General features: G+C 67.4%; 15 protein-coding genes and 1 tRNA gene. 9 read left to right on the top strand and 7 right to left on the bottom strand.

Annotated elements, in window-relative coordinates:
* Nucleotides 1-154: 154 nt before the first annotated feature.
* The 5 genes from H7V21_RS00165 to H7V21_RS00145 all read right to left on the bottom strand — a co-directional run bounded on the left by H7V21_RS00165 (nt 155) and on the right by H7V21_RS00145 (nt 6,936).
* The gene (locus H7V21_RS00165) at nt 155-2,959 is read right to left on the bottom strand and encodes a TonB-dependent receptor (protein WP_188054653.1); all 2,805 of its coding nucleotides are present in this window, start codon (nt 2,957-2,959) and stop codon (nt 155-157) included.
* Between the two features lie 507 nt (nt 2,960-3,466).
* Nucleotides 3,467-5,227: a putative bifunctional diguanylate cyclase/phosphodiesterase gene (locus H7V21_RS00160; RefSeq protein ID WP_188054652.1), complete on the bottom strand. Its 1,761-nt coding sequence runs from the start codon at nt 5,225-5,227 to the stop codon at nt 3,467-3,469.
* A gap of 92 nt (nt 5,228-5,319) precedes the next feature.
* On the bottom strand, nt 5,320-6,123 hold the full coding sequence (locus H7V21_RS00155) for a sulfite exporter TauE/SafE family protein (RefSeq protein ID WP_262503926.1): 804 nt from the start codon (nt 6,121-6,123) through the stop codon (nt 5,320-5,322).
* Nucleotides 6,099-6,617 carry a rhodanese family protein gene (locus H7V21_RS00150; protein WP_188054651.1) on the bottom strand — a complete coding sequence of 173 codons (519 nt, stop codon included), beginning with the start codon at nt 6,615-6,617 and terminating at the stop codon, nt 6,099-6,101. The genes H7V21_RS00155 and H7V21_RS00150 overlap by 25 nt, the downstream gene beginning before the upstream one ends.
* 4 nt (nt 6,618-6,621) lie before the next feature.
* The gene (locus H7V21_RS00145) at nt 6,622-6,936 is read right to left on the bottom strand and encodes an ArsR/SmtB family transcription factor (RefSeq protein WP_188054650.1); all 315 of its coding nucleotides are present in this window, start codon (nt 6,934-6,936) and stop codon (nt 6,622-6,624) included.
* A gap of 72 nt (nt 6,937-7,008) precedes the next feature.
* On the opposite strand from H7V21_RS00145, the gene H7V21_RS00140 reads away from it, so the two are divergent.
* Nucleotides 7,009-7,878 (top strand): MBL fold metallo-hydrolase, encoded by an 870-nt coding sequence (locus H7V21_RS00140; RefSeq protein WP_188054649.1) that lies wholly within the window; start codon nt 7,009-7,011, stop codon nt 7,876-7,878.
* 63 nt (nt 7,879-7,941) lie between these two features.
* On the opposite strand, the gene H7V21_RS00135 is transcribed toward H7V21_RS00140, so the two are convergent.
* Nucleotides 7,942-8,026, bottom strand: a tRNA-Leu gene (locus H7V21_RS00135).
* A gap of 104 nt (nt 8,027-8,130) precedes the next feature.
* Nucleotides 8,131-9,639 carry a YifB family Mg chelatase-like AAA ATPase gene (locus tag H7V21_RS00130; protein WP_188054648.1) on the bottom strand — a complete coding sequence of 503 codons (1,509 nt, stop codon included), beginning with the start codon at nt 9,637-9,639 and terminating at the stop codon, nt 8,131-8,133.
* Nucleotides 9,640-9,806: 167 nt separating this feature from the next.
* On the opposite strand from H7V21_RS00130, the gene H7V21_RS00125 reads away from it, so the two are divergent.
* From H7V21_RS00125 to H7V21_RS00090, 8 genes are all read left to right on the top strand, one after another.
* A complete protein-coding gene (locus tag H7V21_RS00125; RefSeq protein ID WP_262503925.1) occupies nt 9,807-10,034 on the top strand; it encodes a hypothetical protein in 228 nt (75 codons plus the stop codon).
* Nucleotides 10,035-10,121: 87 nt separating this feature from the next.
* Complete coding sequence (gene rpmH, locus H7V21_RS00120) at nt 10,122-10,256, top strand: 50S ribosomal protein L34 (protein ID WP_109806156.1); 135 nt, start codon at nt 10,122-10,124, stop codon at nt 10,254-10,256.
* A gap of 56 nt (nt 10,257-10,312) precedes the next feature.
* On the top strand, nt 10,313-10,579 hold the full coding sequence (gene rnpA / locus H7V21_RS00115) for a ribonuclease P protein component (protein WP_262503924.1): 267 nt from the start codon (nt 10,313-10,315) through the stop codon (nt 10,577-10,579).
* A complete protein-coding gene (gene yidD / locus H7V21_RS00110) occupies nt 10,576-10,788 on the top strand; it encodes a membrane protein insertion efficiency factor YidD (RefSeq protein ID WP_188054647.1) in 213 nt (70 codons plus the stop codon). The genes rnpA and yidD overlap by 4 nt, the downstream gene beginning before the upstream one ends.
* A gap of 25 nt (nt 10,789-10,813) precedes the next feature.
* Nucleotides 10,814-12,553, top strand: a complete 1,740-nt coding sequence (gene yidC / locus H7V21_RS00105) for a membrane protein insertase YidC (protein ID WP_188054646.1) — start codon at nt 10,814-10,816, stop codon at nt 12,551-12,553.
* Complete coding sequence (gene yihA, locus H7V21_RS00100) at nt 12,550-13,218, top strand: ribosome biogenesis GTP-binding protein YihA/YsxC (RefSeq protein ID WP_188054645.1); 669 nt, start codon at nt 12,550-12,552, stop codon at nt 13,216-13,218. Before yidC ends, yihA begins: the two co-directional genes overlap by 4 nt.
* Before the next feature lie 107 nt (nt 13,219-13,325).
* Nucleotides 13,326-13,832 (top strand): 2Fe-2S iron-sulfur cluster-binding protein, encoded by a 507-nt coding sequence (locus H7V21_RS00095; RefSeq protein ID WP_188054644.1) that lies wholly within the window; start codon nt 13,326-13,328, stop codon nt 13,830-13,832.
* Nucleotides 13,829-14,818 carry an FAD binding domain-containing protein gene (locus H7V21_RS00090; RefSeq protein ID WP_188054643.1) on the top strand — a complete coding sequence of 330 codons (990 nt, stop codon included), beginning with the start codon at nt 13,829-13,831 and terminating at the stop codon, nt 14,816-14,818. The genes H7V21_RS00095 and H7V21_RS00090 overlap by 4 nt, the downstream gene beginning before the upstream one ends.
* Nucleotides 14,819-14,828 lie beyond the last annotated feature (10 nt).

Genomic DNA, 14,828 nt, shown 5'->3' with positions numbered 1-14,828 from the left:
CCGCGCACTATTCGCCGCCTGTCGCCGCCCGCCGTACTCCGGTCGCCAGAGGTTGCTACCGGTGTCAGGCCCCAGCGTCAACGCGCCTCGGAGCGCACTTCGGCCGACGTCGGCAGGGTTCCACCGCGCTGCCGCCCGGTGGAACCCTCCCCCTTTACAGCTTGAGACGCGCACCCAGCAGGAACACGCGACCCGTGTGGTCATATTCGTAGTTGCGGTCGGCAGCCGCATCGACGAACCGGTCCTGGTAATCGTCGGTCAGGTTCAGCCCCTCGAACGTGATGTCGAGATAGTCGGTCAGCGCATAGCTCGCCGAAAGATCGACGCTGAACGAGCTGTTGAAGCCTTCGAAGATGTTGCCCGTCGCGCTCGTGCCGTCGTTGTAGCGCGAGCGATAGGCGACCGAGCCGCGCAGGCTGAACCGGCTGTCCTCGTAATAGAGCGTCGCGTTATACTGCCAGTTCGAAAGGCCGAGCAGCTTCTCCGACATCGTCTCGGTCGTCAGCGCCGGGAAGCTTCCCGTCCCCACCGTGGTCGCCGGACCGCGCACCGTATATTCGACGTCCGAGTCGACATAGGTGAGGTTGCCGATCACGCCGAAGTTCGAAAGGAAGCCGGGCAGGAAGGTGAAGGGCGTCTGCAGGCTCAGCTCGAACCCCTGGATCTCCGCGCCCGGCCCGTTGACCGTCGTGTTGATCGTCCAGGGCTGCCCCTCGGGATTGGCCGCCGCCGGCGAGCTTGCCAGGATCAGCGAGAGCGGCAGTCCGGTCGAGGCATAGGTGCCGGTCGTGGTGCTGCCGATCGGGAAGCTCGCGATCTCCTTGCGGAACAGCGCAACCGAGAACACCGATTCGGGCCGGAAATACCATTCGACAGCCACGTCGAAGGTCGTCGCTCGGGTCGGTTCGAGCGACGGATTGCCGAAGCTCACCCGATAGTTGAACCCGTCGACGGACCCGCCCGGCGTAAGGCTGCCCAGTCCCGGCCGCGACATCACCTTGGCGACCGCGCCGCGCACAATCACGTCGGAGGCGGGATAGAGGGCGACGTTGAGCGACGGCAGCCAGTCTTCATAGTCGCGCGTCACCGTCACGTTCTGCGCATTGTTGATGCCGGTCGATCGCACGTCGGTACGGACATAGCGGACGCCGGCATTCGCGGCGAACTCGAGCCCGAACAGCGAACCGCGCGTGTTGAACTGCAGATAGCCGCCAGTATCTTCCTCGACCACGTTGCGTGTGTTCGCCGCGTCCTCGTTGAGCGGCCGGTTGTAGAGGTCGATCGCCGCCGCCGCCGCCGCGAGATCGGGGACGAGATAGGTCAGCGTCGTTCCCGCCGGCGCATTGCCGACGTTCGGCAGCGTGTAGAGCATCGAGATCGCGTCGGTTACGGGCGCGCCATAGGTGCCCGGCGCGCAGCTGAACGCCGCGCAGTAGGAGGAGTCGCGGGAGCCTCCGGTGGTGTCGAATTCGAACCGCCGGTAGAACGGCCCGGCGAGCACCGTGAAGCCCTCGACCGGCTCCCATTCGAGGTCGAGCTTCACCGTGCGGAAGCTGTTGGTCACGTTCGACGGGCGATCGCGGAATTCGGCGAACTGGAATGCCGCCGGATCGGTGATTCCGGTCGGGAAGCTCAGCCGTGGCAGGTCCATGTCGCTATAGTCGAATTCATAGCCCATGACGTCGCGATCGTCGAAGATGATCGTCGTCTCCATCGGCACCACGGCCTCGGATTGCGAAACGCCGCCATACAGCGTGCCGCGGAAGGTGGGCGAGAATTCCTGCTCGATCTTGCCGTTGAACTGATAGAATTCGGTGTAGGATTCGCGGCGGAAATCCTCGATCCGCACCCAGGCGTTGTCCACCGTGGCCGAGATCATGTTCCCGTTGGAGTCATAGGTCGGGTTGAGCAGGTCGATGCCGCGCTCGTTCGAGCGGAATAGCACTTCGCCCCATTTCTCGGTCCGCGTCTCGTCGTAATGGGCATAGAGGCCGTCGAGCGAGATCAGCGTGCCCATGGCGGGCGCCAGCTGGAAGCTGCCGGTCACGCCCAGCCGCTCGCGCTCGTGCCCGATCTCGCCATAGCGCGGAATGCGCGGGTGGAATGCGAGCGCCGCCTCGTCGCACGCTGCGCTCGGCACATAGGTGCCGCCGCTGCGGTTGGTGGTGAAGCAGCGCGTACCGTCGACCGAGTTGAACCGCGCCTGCTGCCAGCGCACCGTGTTGTTGCCGACTTCGAGAATGTCGTACTTCGACCATGCGGCCGACAACGACGCCGCGAACAGCCCCGAGGGATCCTTGTAGCTGACCAGCCCGGCGAGGCGCGGCCCGAAATCCTCGCTCAGATCGTTATACTGCACCTTCGCGTTGAGGCCGAGCGTAAAGCCGTCGCCATATGCCATCGGATTGCCGGTATTCAGGTCGATCACCGCGCCCAGCGAGCCTTCGTCGAGCCGGGCCTCGGCGGTCTTGTGGACGACCAGCGACGTGAACAGCTCAGAGGCGAAGACGTTGAAGTCGAAATCGCGGCCGCGGTTCGGCCCGCCCTCGCCTGCGGAGGTGGCGATTGTCTCCATCCCGTTCAGGCGGACACGGGTATAGCCCGCCCCCAGCCCGCGCACCGTGATCTGGCGGCCCTCGCCGCCGTCGCGGGTGATCGCGATGCCGGGGATGCGCTGCAACGATTCGGCAAGGTTCTGGTCGGGGAATTTCGCGATGTCTTCGGCGACGATGGCGTCGACGGCGGCGACCGAATCGCGCTTCACGTCTAGCGCTTCGCTCAGCGATTCGCGGAAGCCCGAAACGACGATCACCGGCTCATATGGATTGCCGGGTTCGCCGACGTCCTGCTCGGCGGTCACCTGCGCCTGCGCCGATCCGATCGCCACCACGGACAGCGATGCCGCGCCCAGCAGACGCGCAACCGACGCACGGGCCCTACCCTTTGTGTTTCTTGCCATTTTGCCTCTCCCCATCGCCGCTTGCGCGGCCTGCGCTTCTGATCGCGGGCACGAAACGCCATGGCGCCGACAGCAGCGCTGCCGGCCGACGTCCACGCCCACCGGGAAAGACAGGTCCGCGCGCGGAAACGCACGTGCATCCTCCCCGGACCGGGCCGCGTTTGCGCGGTCCCATTGTCTCGACCCAGTCGTTTGAAACCGGTGTCATTCGCTAGGCTGCTAGATTGATCTTCCGGCGTCAAGCCCCCAATCGACTCGATCCGGCGCGAGGTCCCGAAACCGGCCCGGCACAATAACGGCGTGCGACGTTACGCATTGTTTTTATGGCGTTTTCTTACGGAAACAGCGCGGCGACGGGCACGGCGCCGAAGTTGATTCTCCCCCAAGCGCCGGAGACGGCCGGCGACCGAGGAAGTCGCAACACTGCTCGGATCGCTCTAAATTGACACCGTTGGTCAATCGCCTGCGCGGCCGCCGCAACTGCGATCGACCGTGGCTCCTGCTCCGCTATGCGGCCTCGGACAGGCGGCGGTCGATCCAGCCGACGAGCTGTTCGGGTCGCATCGGCCGCCCGTAGAAATAGCCCTGTGCCTCGTCGCAGCGCATCTCGATCAGCAGGTCGCGCAGCTCGGCGGTCTCCACTCCCTCCGCAACCACGCGATAGCCGAGGTCGTGCGCCAGCGCGACCATCGAGCGCACGAGCGCCCGCTCGCGCGGGCCCTCGGGCATGTTGCGCACGAACGACTGGTCGATCTTGAGGATGCTGCCGGGCAGCTTCTGCAGATAGGCGAGGCTGCTGTAGCCCGTTCCGAAATCGTCGATCGCCACGTGAAAGCCGGCTCCGAGCAGGATCGTGAGCTGCTCGGTCGCCGTGCCGAAATCGCCCATCAGCGCGCTTTCGGTCACTTCCAGCTCCACCCAGTCGGGCTGCACGCGATGCTGGAGGGCCTGCAGCTGGACCTGCTGGGCAAATCCGGGGTGTTCCAGGTTCGACGCGGACACGTTGATCGAAAGCCGCATCGCGAGCCCGGCAGTGCGCCAGGCCGCGAGCTGGGCGAGCGCCGCACCGAACACCCATTTCGTCATCGCGCCGCCCAGCGAGGTCTGTTCGACGATCGGCACGAATTCGGCCGGCGAGATCGCGCCGAGCTCGGGATGCTGCCAGCGCAGCAGCGCCTCGACCGCCACGCACGCGCCGCTCGCCAGATCGACGCGCGGCTGAAAGACGAGCGACAGCTGCCCGCCGTCGCGCAACGCCGAATCGAAATCGCCGATCAGGCGAAACCGGCGCTGGTGCGCATTGTCCACGGCCAGCGAATAGACGCTCGCCAGCGAAGCGTGCGCGCGTGCGTCCTGCGCGGCGCTGTGCGCCGTCCGCAGGATCGCCGCCGGCGACGTCGCGCCGGCGAGGAAAGGCGCGACGCCGATGCTGGCCGCCATGATGAATCGGTCGCGCGTGGCCGTGCGCAACTGCGCCTGAAGATCGGACAGCGTGGCCAGATAGGCGTGCGGCTCCGCGCCCGGCGGCGCGAGAAAGGCGAACTGCGTCGCCGCGACGTGATACACGGTGCGGCCGCGCCCGATCGCGGCTGCAATCGTGCGCGCGGAATCCTGCACGATCCTGTCGAGATAGGCCGACCCCAGAACGCGCAGCCCGTTGCTCAGCTGCTCGTGCCGCGCAAGATCGATCAGCACGGCGAGCCGCTGCTCTCCGGCATGGTCGCGGCCCACATCGGCCAGATCCTCGAGGAACTGGATCCGGTTCGGCAGCCCGCTCAGCGGGTCGAGCCTGCCCAGCGCATGCTGGAGCTCGATCTGCACCATCACCATCTTCGCCAGGTCGTTCAGCGCGTTGCACTCGGCGTCGGTCACCTGCCTCGGCTCGGTGCCCAGAACGCACAGCGCGCCCAGGCTATGGCCTTCGCGCGTCGTCAGCGACGCGCCGGCGTAGAAGCGAATACCCTGATCGGCGAGGATGCTCGTGCGGTAGCATCGGTCCTCGTGGAGATCGGGGATCACCAGCGTGTCCGCCGTTTCCGCGACTTCCGAGCACGGCGCCTTGAGGCGCGGGATCGACCAATGGCTCACTCCCACGCGCGACTTGAACCACTGCCGGTCGCGATCGGTCAGCGAAATGGCGGCGATCGGCAGGCCGAAGATCTGGCTGGCCATGCGCGTGATCCGGTCGAAGCTCTCGCTGGGTGCGGTGTCGAGCAGGTTCAGCCGATGCAGCGCATCGAGCCGCGCCTCTTCGTCGCAATGGTACATGGAGACTCCTCGTCACGCGGCCGCGCAGACTCCTCCTTATAGGCGGTTTTGCCCAAGGACCGGGAGGGGCGCGGTGCAGCCGCCGCCCGCGCTTACAGCGCGGTCGCCGTCACATAGCTGCCCACCGCGACGACAAGCACCGCAAAGCCGATCTCGAGCAGGCGCTTGCGGCTGCTGAGCAGTCTTCCCGCGCCGATCCCCGCGATCGTTCCGGCGAAGCCGCCCGCGATCAGCAATCCGGTCACGGGCCAGTCGACGAGGCCCGAGATCGCATAGGAGGACGCGGTCGTGAGCCCCAGCGCAGTCACCACCACCAGCGACGTTCCGACCGCATGGGACAGGGGCATCGCGGTCGCCACGATCAGCCCCGGCACGATGAGGAATCCTCCGCCGATTCCGAAGAAGCCCGCAGCGAGGCCGACGCCGAGTCCGATCGGCACCAGCCGGGGCAGCAGCACCGCGGCGCTCTCGCGCGTCAGCCGCACGTCGGGCGCCTCGGCGGCGCGGCGCCTGCGCAGCATCGACAGGCCCACGCCAATCATCAGCAGCCCGAACAACGCGAGAAGCCCCTGTCCGTCGAACGCCTTGCCGAACTCGGCACCCAACGCCGCGCCCGTCATGCCTGCGGCGGCGAACACGCCCGCGCACCGCCATTTCACGCGCCCCCCGCGGGCATGGCCGACCAGACTGGCGAAGGCGTTGACGCTGACGGTCACAGCCGCGGTGCCGATCGCGGCATGCGGCGAGCCGACGCCGACGACATAAACCAGCAGCGGCACCGCGAGAATCGAGCCGCCGCCCCCGACCAGGCCGAGCACAAGTCCGATCAGCGCGCCCGAAGCGAGCGTGGCGACGACTGTTTCCACTGTCGTCAGGCGGCCGTGCGCCGGTTCCACGGCATGACCCGCAGCAGCCGCGCCATTCCGCACCAGCCGGTCGCCCCTGCGAGAACGAGTCCGGCGCCGACGAATGCGGATACGCCCAGAAACCCGGGGGCGACGAACAGCCCCAGCAGGACTCCGGCAAGCACCAGCACGCCGGCGGCAATCTGCACCTGCCGCATGATCTCCATCGGCTGCGAACGATCGGCGAAGGTCGGATGGCCGGCGCGGCGCCAGGCATTGATCCCGCCGTCGAGCAGGAAGGCGGGAGCCTCCCCTGCGGCTGCGGCGAGCCGCACCGCATTCGCCGACGTCCGCGCACCCGACCGGCAGTGGAACACCACCGCACATTCGTCGCGCGGAAGATCGTCGATTCGCTCCAGCGGCAGGTTGATCGCCCCGGGAATATGCTCGCGGGCATGCTCGTCGGCATTGCGGATGTCGACCAGGCGGGCCCCTGCATCGATCCTTGCGCGGGCGTCGGAGGGGGAAAGCTGTTTCAGCGGCATCGTGTCATTCCTTGCAGTAGAGCTGGTAGAGCGTGGCGAGCAGCGTCTCGGTCCTCGGATCGGCGATCCGGTACCAGAGCGTCTGGCTCTCGCGCCGAAAAGCGACGAGATCCTCGTCGCGCATCCGGGCGAGGTGCTGCGAACAGGCGGACTGCGACAGCCCGACCTCGGCGGCGAGATCGGTCACCGTCACTTCGCCATGCTCGATCAGCTTGCACAGCAGCATCAGCCGCCGCGGATTGCCGATCGCCTTGAGCGTTTCGGCGACCGCGCCTGCCTTCGTTTCGAATGTCGCCAGGTCCATCGGCGGCTTCAGCATCCTCGCAACTCCATTAGGTATTGCTTATTTAGCATATTCTAATATATGGTCAAGGGATAAAGGAGGACGATCATGCCCAAGCCTTTCATCCAGGCCTTCTTCGACGAGCCGACGAACACGATCAGCTATCTGGTCGGCGATCCCGAGACGCGCAGCGCCGCGGTGGTCGATCCGGTACTCGACTTCGATCTGGCGAGCGGCGTCGCCGACACGCGCTCGGCCGAGCGCATCCTGGCCTATGCGACCGAATACGACTGGCGAGTCGAGATGGTGCTGGAGACGCATGCCCATGCCGATCATCTCTCGGCCGCCCCCTTCATCAAGGCGCATACCGGCGCCTGGGTCGGCATCGGCGCGCATATCCGCGACGTCCAGAAGATCTTCCGCCCGGTCTTCGCGATGGAGGACCTAAAGACCGACGGCTCCGACTTCGACCGGCTGTTCGAGGATGGCGAACGTTTCGCGATCGGCGCACTGACCGTCGAGGTGCTCCACGTGCCGGGCCACACGCCAGCCGACGTCGCATATCTGATCGGCGACGCGGCGTTCGTGGGCGACACGCTGTTCATGCCGGACTATGGCACCGCGCGCGCCGACTTCCCCGGCGGCGACGCGCGCACGCTCTATCGTTCGATCCGCAGGCTGCTGTCGCTGCCGGACGAAACCCGGCTGTTCCTGTGCCACGACTATAAGGCGCCGGGGCGTGACGAGTATCGCTGGGAAACCACCGTCGGCGAGCAGCGCCGGGCGAGCGTGCATGTACACGATGGGGTCGACGAAGACTCGTTCGTCGCGCTACGCGAGAAGCGGGATGCCGGGCTTTCCGTGCCGAAGCTCCTGCTGCCGTCGATCCAGGTCAACATTCGCGCCGGCCGGTTCGAGGAGGCACAGGCGAACGGCGTCACCTATCTGCGGATTCCGGTAAAGTGGCACGCCGAATAGCGGCACTCGATGCGTCGTCGCCCGCCATCCCGGCGGCGGCGCATTCTCGCCAACTCTGCAAGGTGGTGCCCCTGGCCGGACTCGAACCAGCATGCCTTGCGGCACTCGATTTTGAGTCGAGCGCGTCTACCAATTTCGCCACAGGGGCAGCGCAGCGCGCACGGCTAGACCAAGCGGTGCGGCCCCGCAAGCCGCTTCGCCGCGCCTGCGCCGGTGGCGCAGCGCGGTGCCGCCAGGCCGCGCTTCTCCCGATCAGTTCGTCGGCGCGCGCCGACGATAGCTCAGCGCTTCGGCAACATGGATACGGCCGATGTTCTCGGCGCCTGCCATGTCGGCAATCGTCCGCGATACTCGAATGACTCGGTGAAATCCGCGCGCCGAGAGCCGCGTCGCTTCGGCCGCCTGCGCAAGCAGTTTGCGCGCGGGCTCCTCCAGCACGGCCACCTGCTCGAGCAGATCGCCGTCCGCCTCGGCATTGGTCCGCACGCTCGTTCCCGCATAGCGATCGCGCTGAATGGCGCGCGCTGCCGCCACCCGCTCGGCGACTTCCGCCGATCCTTCGAGCGGAGGCGGGAGCACCAGATCGGCCGCGCTCACCGCCGCCACCTCGACACTGAGATCGATCCGGTCGAGCAGCGGCCCCGAAACCTTCGCCTGATAGTCGGCCGCGCATTTCGGCGCCCGTGCGCAGGCGAGCGCCGGGTCGCCAAGGTGACCGCAGCGGCACGGGTTCATCGCCGCGACCAGCTGCACCCGCGCCGGAAAGGTGACGTGCGCGTTCGCCCGTGCGACGCTCACCGTGCCCGTCTCCAGCGGCTGGCGCAGCGAATCGAGCACCGCGCGCTGGAATTCGGGCAGTTCGTCGAGGAACAGCACGCCGAGATGCGCCAGGCTCACTTCGCCCGGCTTCACCTTCAATCCGCCGCCCGTCAGCGCCGCCATCGAGGCGCTGTGGTGCGGGCTGCGGAACGGCCGGTTGCGCGTCAGCCGCCCGCCCGCAAGCGTCCCCGCGACAGAAGCCACCATCGATACTTCGAGCGCTTCGGCCGCGTCGAGCGGCGGCAGGATGCCCGGCAGGCAGGATGCGAGCAGCGATTTGCCCGCGCCCGGCGGGCCGCACATCAGCAGATTGTGTCCGCCCGCTGCCGCGATCTCCAGCGCGCGCTTGGCCGTCTCCTGCCCTTTCACCTGACGCAGGTCCGGGCCGTGCGCGGTCGGCTCGGCCTCGCCGGGTGGCGGCGGCGGCAGCAACTGATGGCCCTTGAAGTGGTTTAGCAGTCCGATCAGGTCCGTCGCCGCCACGACTTCGACCGATCCGGCCCAGGCGGCTTCCGATCCCTGCCCGGCCGGGCACACCAGCCCCTTGCCCAGCTCGGATGCGTGGAGCGCCGCGAGCAGCACGCCGGGCGACGGCGCGACCCGCCCGTCGAGCCCCAGCTCGCCGACGACGACGTACCCCGCCAGCGTTTCGGCATCGACCACCCCCATCGCGCCCAGCAGCGCCAGCGCGATCGGCAGATCGTAATGCGACCCTTCCTTGGGCAGATCGGCGGGCGACAGGTTCACCGTGATCCGCTTGGGCGGCAACGCCAGCCCGATCGCGGCGATCGCGCCGCGTACGCGTTCGCGGCTTTCGGCGACCGCCTTGTCGGCGAGCCCCACCACCACGAACGCCGGCACGCCCGCGGCGACCTGGACCTGCACCTCGACGGGCCGCGCCTCCAGCCCCAGATACGCGACGGTCGATACGATCGCGACCATGCGCGGCTCTCCCCCTGATCCCCGCCGGTCATAACCGTTTTCCGCAGCGATGGAACGATTCGCCGCACGACTGTCTTGAGGTCGCAATACACAAGACCCATGTAGATGCGATGGCGCGCCGCCGTTCCAGCTCCCCGATCGTCCGAACCGGCCTTTTTCTCACTGGAATGGCGCTCATCCTGGCCGCGCCTATAGTGGGCGTGATCCCCGGCCCCGGCGGCATCTTCGTCTTCGCAGCGGGGCTGGTGCTGGTGCTCCAGAACTCGCGCTGGGCGCGGCGGCATTTCGTCCGTGCCAAGCGCCGCTGGCCGCGATTCGGCGCGCTGGCCGATCGCGCGCTACGCCGCCGCAGCGCCCGTCGTCGACGGCTCCGCCAGCGCGACGCGGCGCGTTGACTTCGATGGCCTCCCCCGCTATGGGCACCCGACACGAGGCCGCCCCTGTGGCGGCCCTTTTCCGTTTAGAATACCCGAGGATGAGCGATGAAGCGGACCTTTCAGCCGAGCAATCTGGTGCGTGCACGCCGCCACGGCTTCCGCGCGCGCATGGCGACTCCGGGCGGCCGCAAGGTGATTCGTGCGCGCCGTGCCCGCGGCCGCAAGAAGCTGTCGGCCTGAGCCGGCTTACCCAGCGCAAGGAGTATCTCGCGGCGAATGCGGGCAAGCGGGCGCCCATGCCCGGCTTCGTCCTGCTCGTTCGCGACCGCGGCGATGCCGACGCGACCATGCGGATCGGCATCACCGTTTCCAAGAAGGTCGGCAACGCCGTTACGCGGAACCGCATGAAGCGGCGGTTCCGTGCGCTCGCGCGCGAAATACTGCCGCAGTCGGGCATTCACGGCGCCGATCACGTCCTGATCGGCCGTCCCGGCGGCGTCGAGCGCGACTGGTCCGCGCTTCAGGCCGATCTCGCCCGCGCGCTCAACAAGGTGCGGCGATGATCGCGCGGCTCCTCATCCTGCTCGCGCGCGGCTGGCAGATCGGCCCGTCCGCCATCCTTCCGCCGAGCTGCCGCTATCAGCCGAGCTGTTCGGCCTATGCAATCGAGGCCTTGCGCCGCTATGGCGCCGCCAAAGGCAGCTGGCTCGCGCTGAAGCGAATCGCGCGCTGCCATCCTTGGGGCGGTCATGGCTGGGATCCGGTGCCGTGAGCACGCCCGGCATTGGGGATAGTTGGTGAAGGAAGAACAGAAGAACCTCCTGATCTTTGCGGTGCTGGCGGCGTTCATCCTGTTCGCCTGGCCCGCGATCATGGATTATGTCGCGCCGCCGTCGGCGCCCCAGCCGGGCACCGCGCAGATCGAGAACGGCGAGGTCGAGCTCCCGCCGCAGCCCGAGGCCGATCCCGCCGCCGATACGGCGACCGCGATCCGCAGCCGCGAAGTCGTGCTCGCCGAAACGCCCCGCGTGCGGATCGAAACGCCGTCGCTCAGCGGCTCGATCAACCTGCGCGGCGGACGCATCGATGATCTGATCCTCAAGGAATACAACCAGAGCATCGAGGAGGATTCGCCGCCGATCCGGCTGCTCTCGCCCTCGGGCACCGCCAACGCCTATTTCGCCGGCTTCGGCTGGCGCGGCAGCGGCCTGAACGCGCCCGGCCCCGATGCGCTGTGGCAGGCGAGCGGCGACACGCTCTCGCCGGGCAATCCGGTCACGCTCGAAACGCGCAACGCGCAGGGACTGCGCTTCCGCCTCACCTATTCGGTCGACGAGAACTATATGTTCACCGTCGAACAGAGCGTCGCCAACGCCGGCTCCGCGCCGGTCTCGGCCGCACCCTATGGCTATCTCAGCCGCCGCGGCCGTTCGGAGGACATCGATCAGTGGGTCGCGCACGTCGGCCCGATCGCCGTCGCCGACGGCGTTGCCAGCTACACCGACTATGACGATCTCGACGATGGCGAACAGAGCTTCGCCGCGACCGGCGGCTGGGCGGGCTTCTCCGACCATTATTGGCAGACGGCGCTCGTCCCCGATCAGTCGCGCGCCACGACTCTCAAGCTGCGCTCGGCGGGCGCCGACGCCTATCAGGCCGATTTCTCGTTGCGCGACGCCGTCCGGCTCGAGCCCGGCCAGGGCATCGTCCAGACCTCGCGCTTCTTCGCCGGTGCGAAGGAAACCGCGCTGATCGATGCCTATGAGGAACGGCTCGGCATCGTCGAATTCGACAAGATGATCGACTGGGGCTGGTTCGGCCTCATCGAGAAGCCGATCTTCTATTATCTCGACTGGCTGTTCCGCATGGTCGGCAACTTCGGCGTCGCCATCATCCTGCTCACCTTCACGGTGCGTCTGCTGCTCTTCCCGATCGCGCAAAAGCAGTTCGCGTCGATGGCCAGCATGCGCGCGGTCCAGCCGAAGATGAAGGCGCTGCAGGAACGCTACAAGGACGACAAGCAGAAGCTGCAGCAGGAAATGCTGAAGCTCTACAAGGACGAGAAGGTCAATCCGCTCGCCGGCTGTCTTCCGCTGATCCTGCAGATCCCGATCATGTTCGCGCTGTACAAGGTGCTGATCCTCACGATCGAAATGCGCCACCAGCCGTTCGTGCTGTGGATCCGCGATCTGTCGGCGCCCGATCCGCTCACCCCGGTCAATCTGTTCGGCCTGCTCGATTTCACCCCGCCGGCGTTCCTGGCGATCGGCATCGTCCCGATCCTGCTGGGCGTCTCGATGTACTTCCAGATCAAGCTCAACCCGGCGCCGATGGACGAGATGCAGAAGCAGATCTTCGGCATCATGCCCTGGGTGCTGATGTTCATCATGGCGCCGTTCGCCGTGGGGCTTCAGGTCTACTGGATCACCTCGAACCTGCTGACGATCGCGCAGCAGAGCTGGCTCTACAGCCGCCATCCGCAGCTCAAGCAGCCGGTCGAGAAGCCCGACAAGGGCAAGAAGGCAGCGACGAAATGACGGGTCCCGCCGGTCAGGGGGAGGAGCGCGAAGCCTTCTCCCCCGACTTTCTCGAGCAGGCGCGCAAGACCTTCGCCGGCCCGGTCGCGTTCCTGAAATCAGCGCCCACGCTCCAGTTCCTGCCCGATCCCGACGTGCCCGAAGTCGCCTTCGCCGGCCGGTCGAACGTCGGCAAATCGTCGCTGCTCAACGCGCTCGCCGGTCGCAAGGCGCTCGCGCGCACCTCGGTCACGCCCGGGCGCACACAGGAACTCAACTTCTTCGATATCGGCGAGCCGCTGCGCTTCCGCCTGGTCGACATGCCCGGCTACGGCTTCGCCAAGGCGCCCAAGGACGTGGTGAAGAAGTGGCGCTTCCTGGTGAATGATTTCCTGCGCGGGCGGCAGGCGCTCAAGCGCGCGCTGGTGCTGATCGATTCGCGCCACGGCATCAAGGACGTCGATCGCGAGATCCTCGACATGCTCGATGACGCCGCGGTCAGCTACCGCCTCGTGCTCACCAAGGCCGACAAGGTGAAAGCGTCCGAACTCGCCGAAGTCGCGGAGCGCACCGCGGGCGAGGCGCGCAAGCGCCCCGCCGCCCATCCCGATCTCATCACCACCTCGAGCGAGACCGGCCTCGGCATCGCCGAACTGCGCGCTGCGGTGATCGAGGCGATCGGCTGAAGCGCGCCGCGCGTCGTGCTCGGTCGCGGCCTCCACTGAGAACCGCTCGCAATCAGGAACCCGATCCGCGCCCGCGCGTCCCCCTCCCGTCACTCCGGGAGGCCGCCATGCACATCAGTCTTCGCGTGAACGGCGAGCAGCATATGCTCGACGTCGATTCGCGCACCACGATCCTCGACGCGCTGCGCAACCATCTCGGGCTCACCGGATCGAAAAAGGGCTGCGACCACGGCCAGTGCGGCGCCTGCACCGTCCTGATCAACGGGCGGCGCATCAACAGCTGCCTCACGCTGGCCGTCATGCACGATGAGGACGAGATCGTGACGATCGAAGGCATCGGCAGCCCCGAAGAGCTGTCGCCGATGCAGGCGGCGTTCGTCCGCCACGACGGCTATCAGTGCGGCTATTGCACCCCCGGCCAGATCTGTTCGGCGACGGCGGTGCTCGACGAGCTGGAGAAAGGCTGGCCGAGCTATGTCACCGACGATCTCGAGGGTGCGGCGCAGCTCACCGACGACGAGATCGCCGAGCGGATGAGCGGCAATCTGTGCCGCTGCTCGGCCTATCCCAACATCGTCGATGCGATCCGCGACGTCGCGGAGAAGCGCGCATGAGGCCGTTCGACTATGCCCGCGCCGGTTCGGTTGCCGAAGCCGCGGCGGCCGCGCGCGACGGCGCGACGATCATCGCCGGCGGCACCAATCTGCTCGATCTGATGAAGCTCGAAGTGATGGCGCCCGATCGCGTGGTCGACATCACTCGGCTCGGGCTCGACGCCATCGAGCCGACCGACGCGGGCGGGCTGCGCATCGGCGCGCTCGTTCCCAACGCCGATCTCGCCGCCGATCGGCGCGTTCGCCGCGACTATCCGGTGCTCTCGCGCGCGCTGCTGGCAGGCGCGAGCGGCCAGCTGCGCAACAAGGCGACGACGGGCGGCAATCTGCTCCAGCGCACGCGCTGCTATTATTTCTACGACACTGCAATGCCCTGCAACAAACGCGATCCCGGCAGCGGCTGCGGCGCGATCGGCGGGTTCAATCGTATCCATGCGATCCTCGGCGCCAGCGACAAGTGCATCGCCACTCATCCCAGCGACATGGCCGTGGCGATGCGTGCGCTCGGCGCTGCGGTGGAAGTCGTCCGTCCGAGCGGCGAGACTCATCGCATCGCGCTCGACGATTTCTATTGCCTGCCCGGCGACACGCCGCAGGTGGAGAATGTGCTCGAGCCCGGCGATCTCATCACCGCCGTCCTCCTCCCGCCCCCGCCCGGCGGCGTCCATCGCTATCGCAAGGTCCGCGATCGCGCCTCCTATGCCTTCGCGCTCGTCTCGGTCGCCGCGGTGATCCGGATGGAGGGCGACGTGATCGCCGATGCGCAGCTCGCCTATGGCGGGCTCGCCCACCTCCCCTGGCGCGACCGGCGAGTCGAGGAGATGCTGGTCGGCGAAGCCCCCTCGGTCGATCTCTTCGCGCTGGCCGGCGAACTGCTGGTGCGCGAGGCGAGCGGCCAGGGCGCCAATGATTTCAAGATCCCGCTCGCACGCCGTACGCTCGCCGCCGTGCTTGCCGACGCCACCGGTCTGGAGGCCGCCAAGTGACTCGCGAACT

Origin of the sequence: Sphingosinithalassobacter sp. CS137, from assembly GCF_014334115.1 — a bacterium.
In the GTDB taxonomy this organism is placed as follows: domain Bacteria; phylum Pseudomonadota; class Alphaproteobacteria; order Sphingomonadales; family Sphingomonadaceae; genus Sphingomonas.
The sequence above is the reverse complement of the archived record's forward strand: the minus strand, read 5'-3'. Positions and strand labels throughout refer to the sequence as shown.

Coding starts and splice junctions, on each gene's coding strand:
- yihA (WP_188054645.1), top strand. CDS start 12,550: ATGACGGGTCCCGCCGGTCAGGGGGAGGAGCGCGAAGCCTTCTCCCCC.
- H7V21_RS00090 (WP_188054643.1), top strand. CDS start 13,829: ATGAGGCCGTTCGACTATGCCCGCGCCGGTTCGGTTGCCGAAGCCGCG.
- H7V21_RS00150 (WP_188054651.1), bottom strand. CDS start 6,617: ATGCCGCTGAAACAGCTTTCCCCCTCCGACGCCCGCGCAAGGATCGAT.
- H7V21_RS00130 (WP_188054648.1), bottom strand. CDS start 9,639: ATGGTCGCGATCGTATCGACCGTCGCGTATCTGGGGCTGGAGGCGCGG.
- rnpA (WP_262503924.1), top strand. CDS start 10,313: ATGCCCGGCTTCGTCCTGCTCGTTCGCGACCGCGGCGATGCCGACGCG.
- H7V21_RS00125 (WP_262503925.1), top strand. CDS start 9,807: ATGGCGCTCATCCTGGCCGCGCCTATAGTGGGCGTGATCCCCGGCCCC.
- rpmH (WP_109806156.1), top strand. CDS start 10,122: ATGAAGCGGACCTTTCAGCCGAGCAATCTGGTGCGTGCACGCCGCCAC.
- H7V21_RS00140 (WP_188054649.1), top strand. CDS start 7,009: ATGCCCAAGCCTTTCATCCAGGCCTTCTTCGACGAGCCGACGAACACG.
- H7V21_RS00095 (WP_188054644.1), top strand. CDS start 13,326: ATGCACATCAGTCTTCGCGTGAACGGCGAGCAGCATATGCTCGACGTC.
- H7V21_RS00165 (WP_188054653.1), bottom strand. CDS start 2,959: ATGGCAAGAAACACAAAGGGTAGGGCCCGTGCGTCGGTTGCGCGTCTG.
- H7V21_RS00160 (WP_188054652.1), bottom strand. CDS start 5,227: ATGTACCATTGCGACGAAGAGGCGCGGCTCGATGCGCTGCATCGGCTG.
- H7V21_RS00145 (WP_188054650.1), bottom strand. CDS start 6,936: ATGCTGAAGCCGCCGATGGACCTGGCGACATTCGAAACGAAGGCAGGC.
- yidD (WP_188054647.1), top strand. CDS start 10,576: ATGATCGCGCGGCTCCTCATCCTGCTCGCGCGCGGCTGGCAGATCGGC.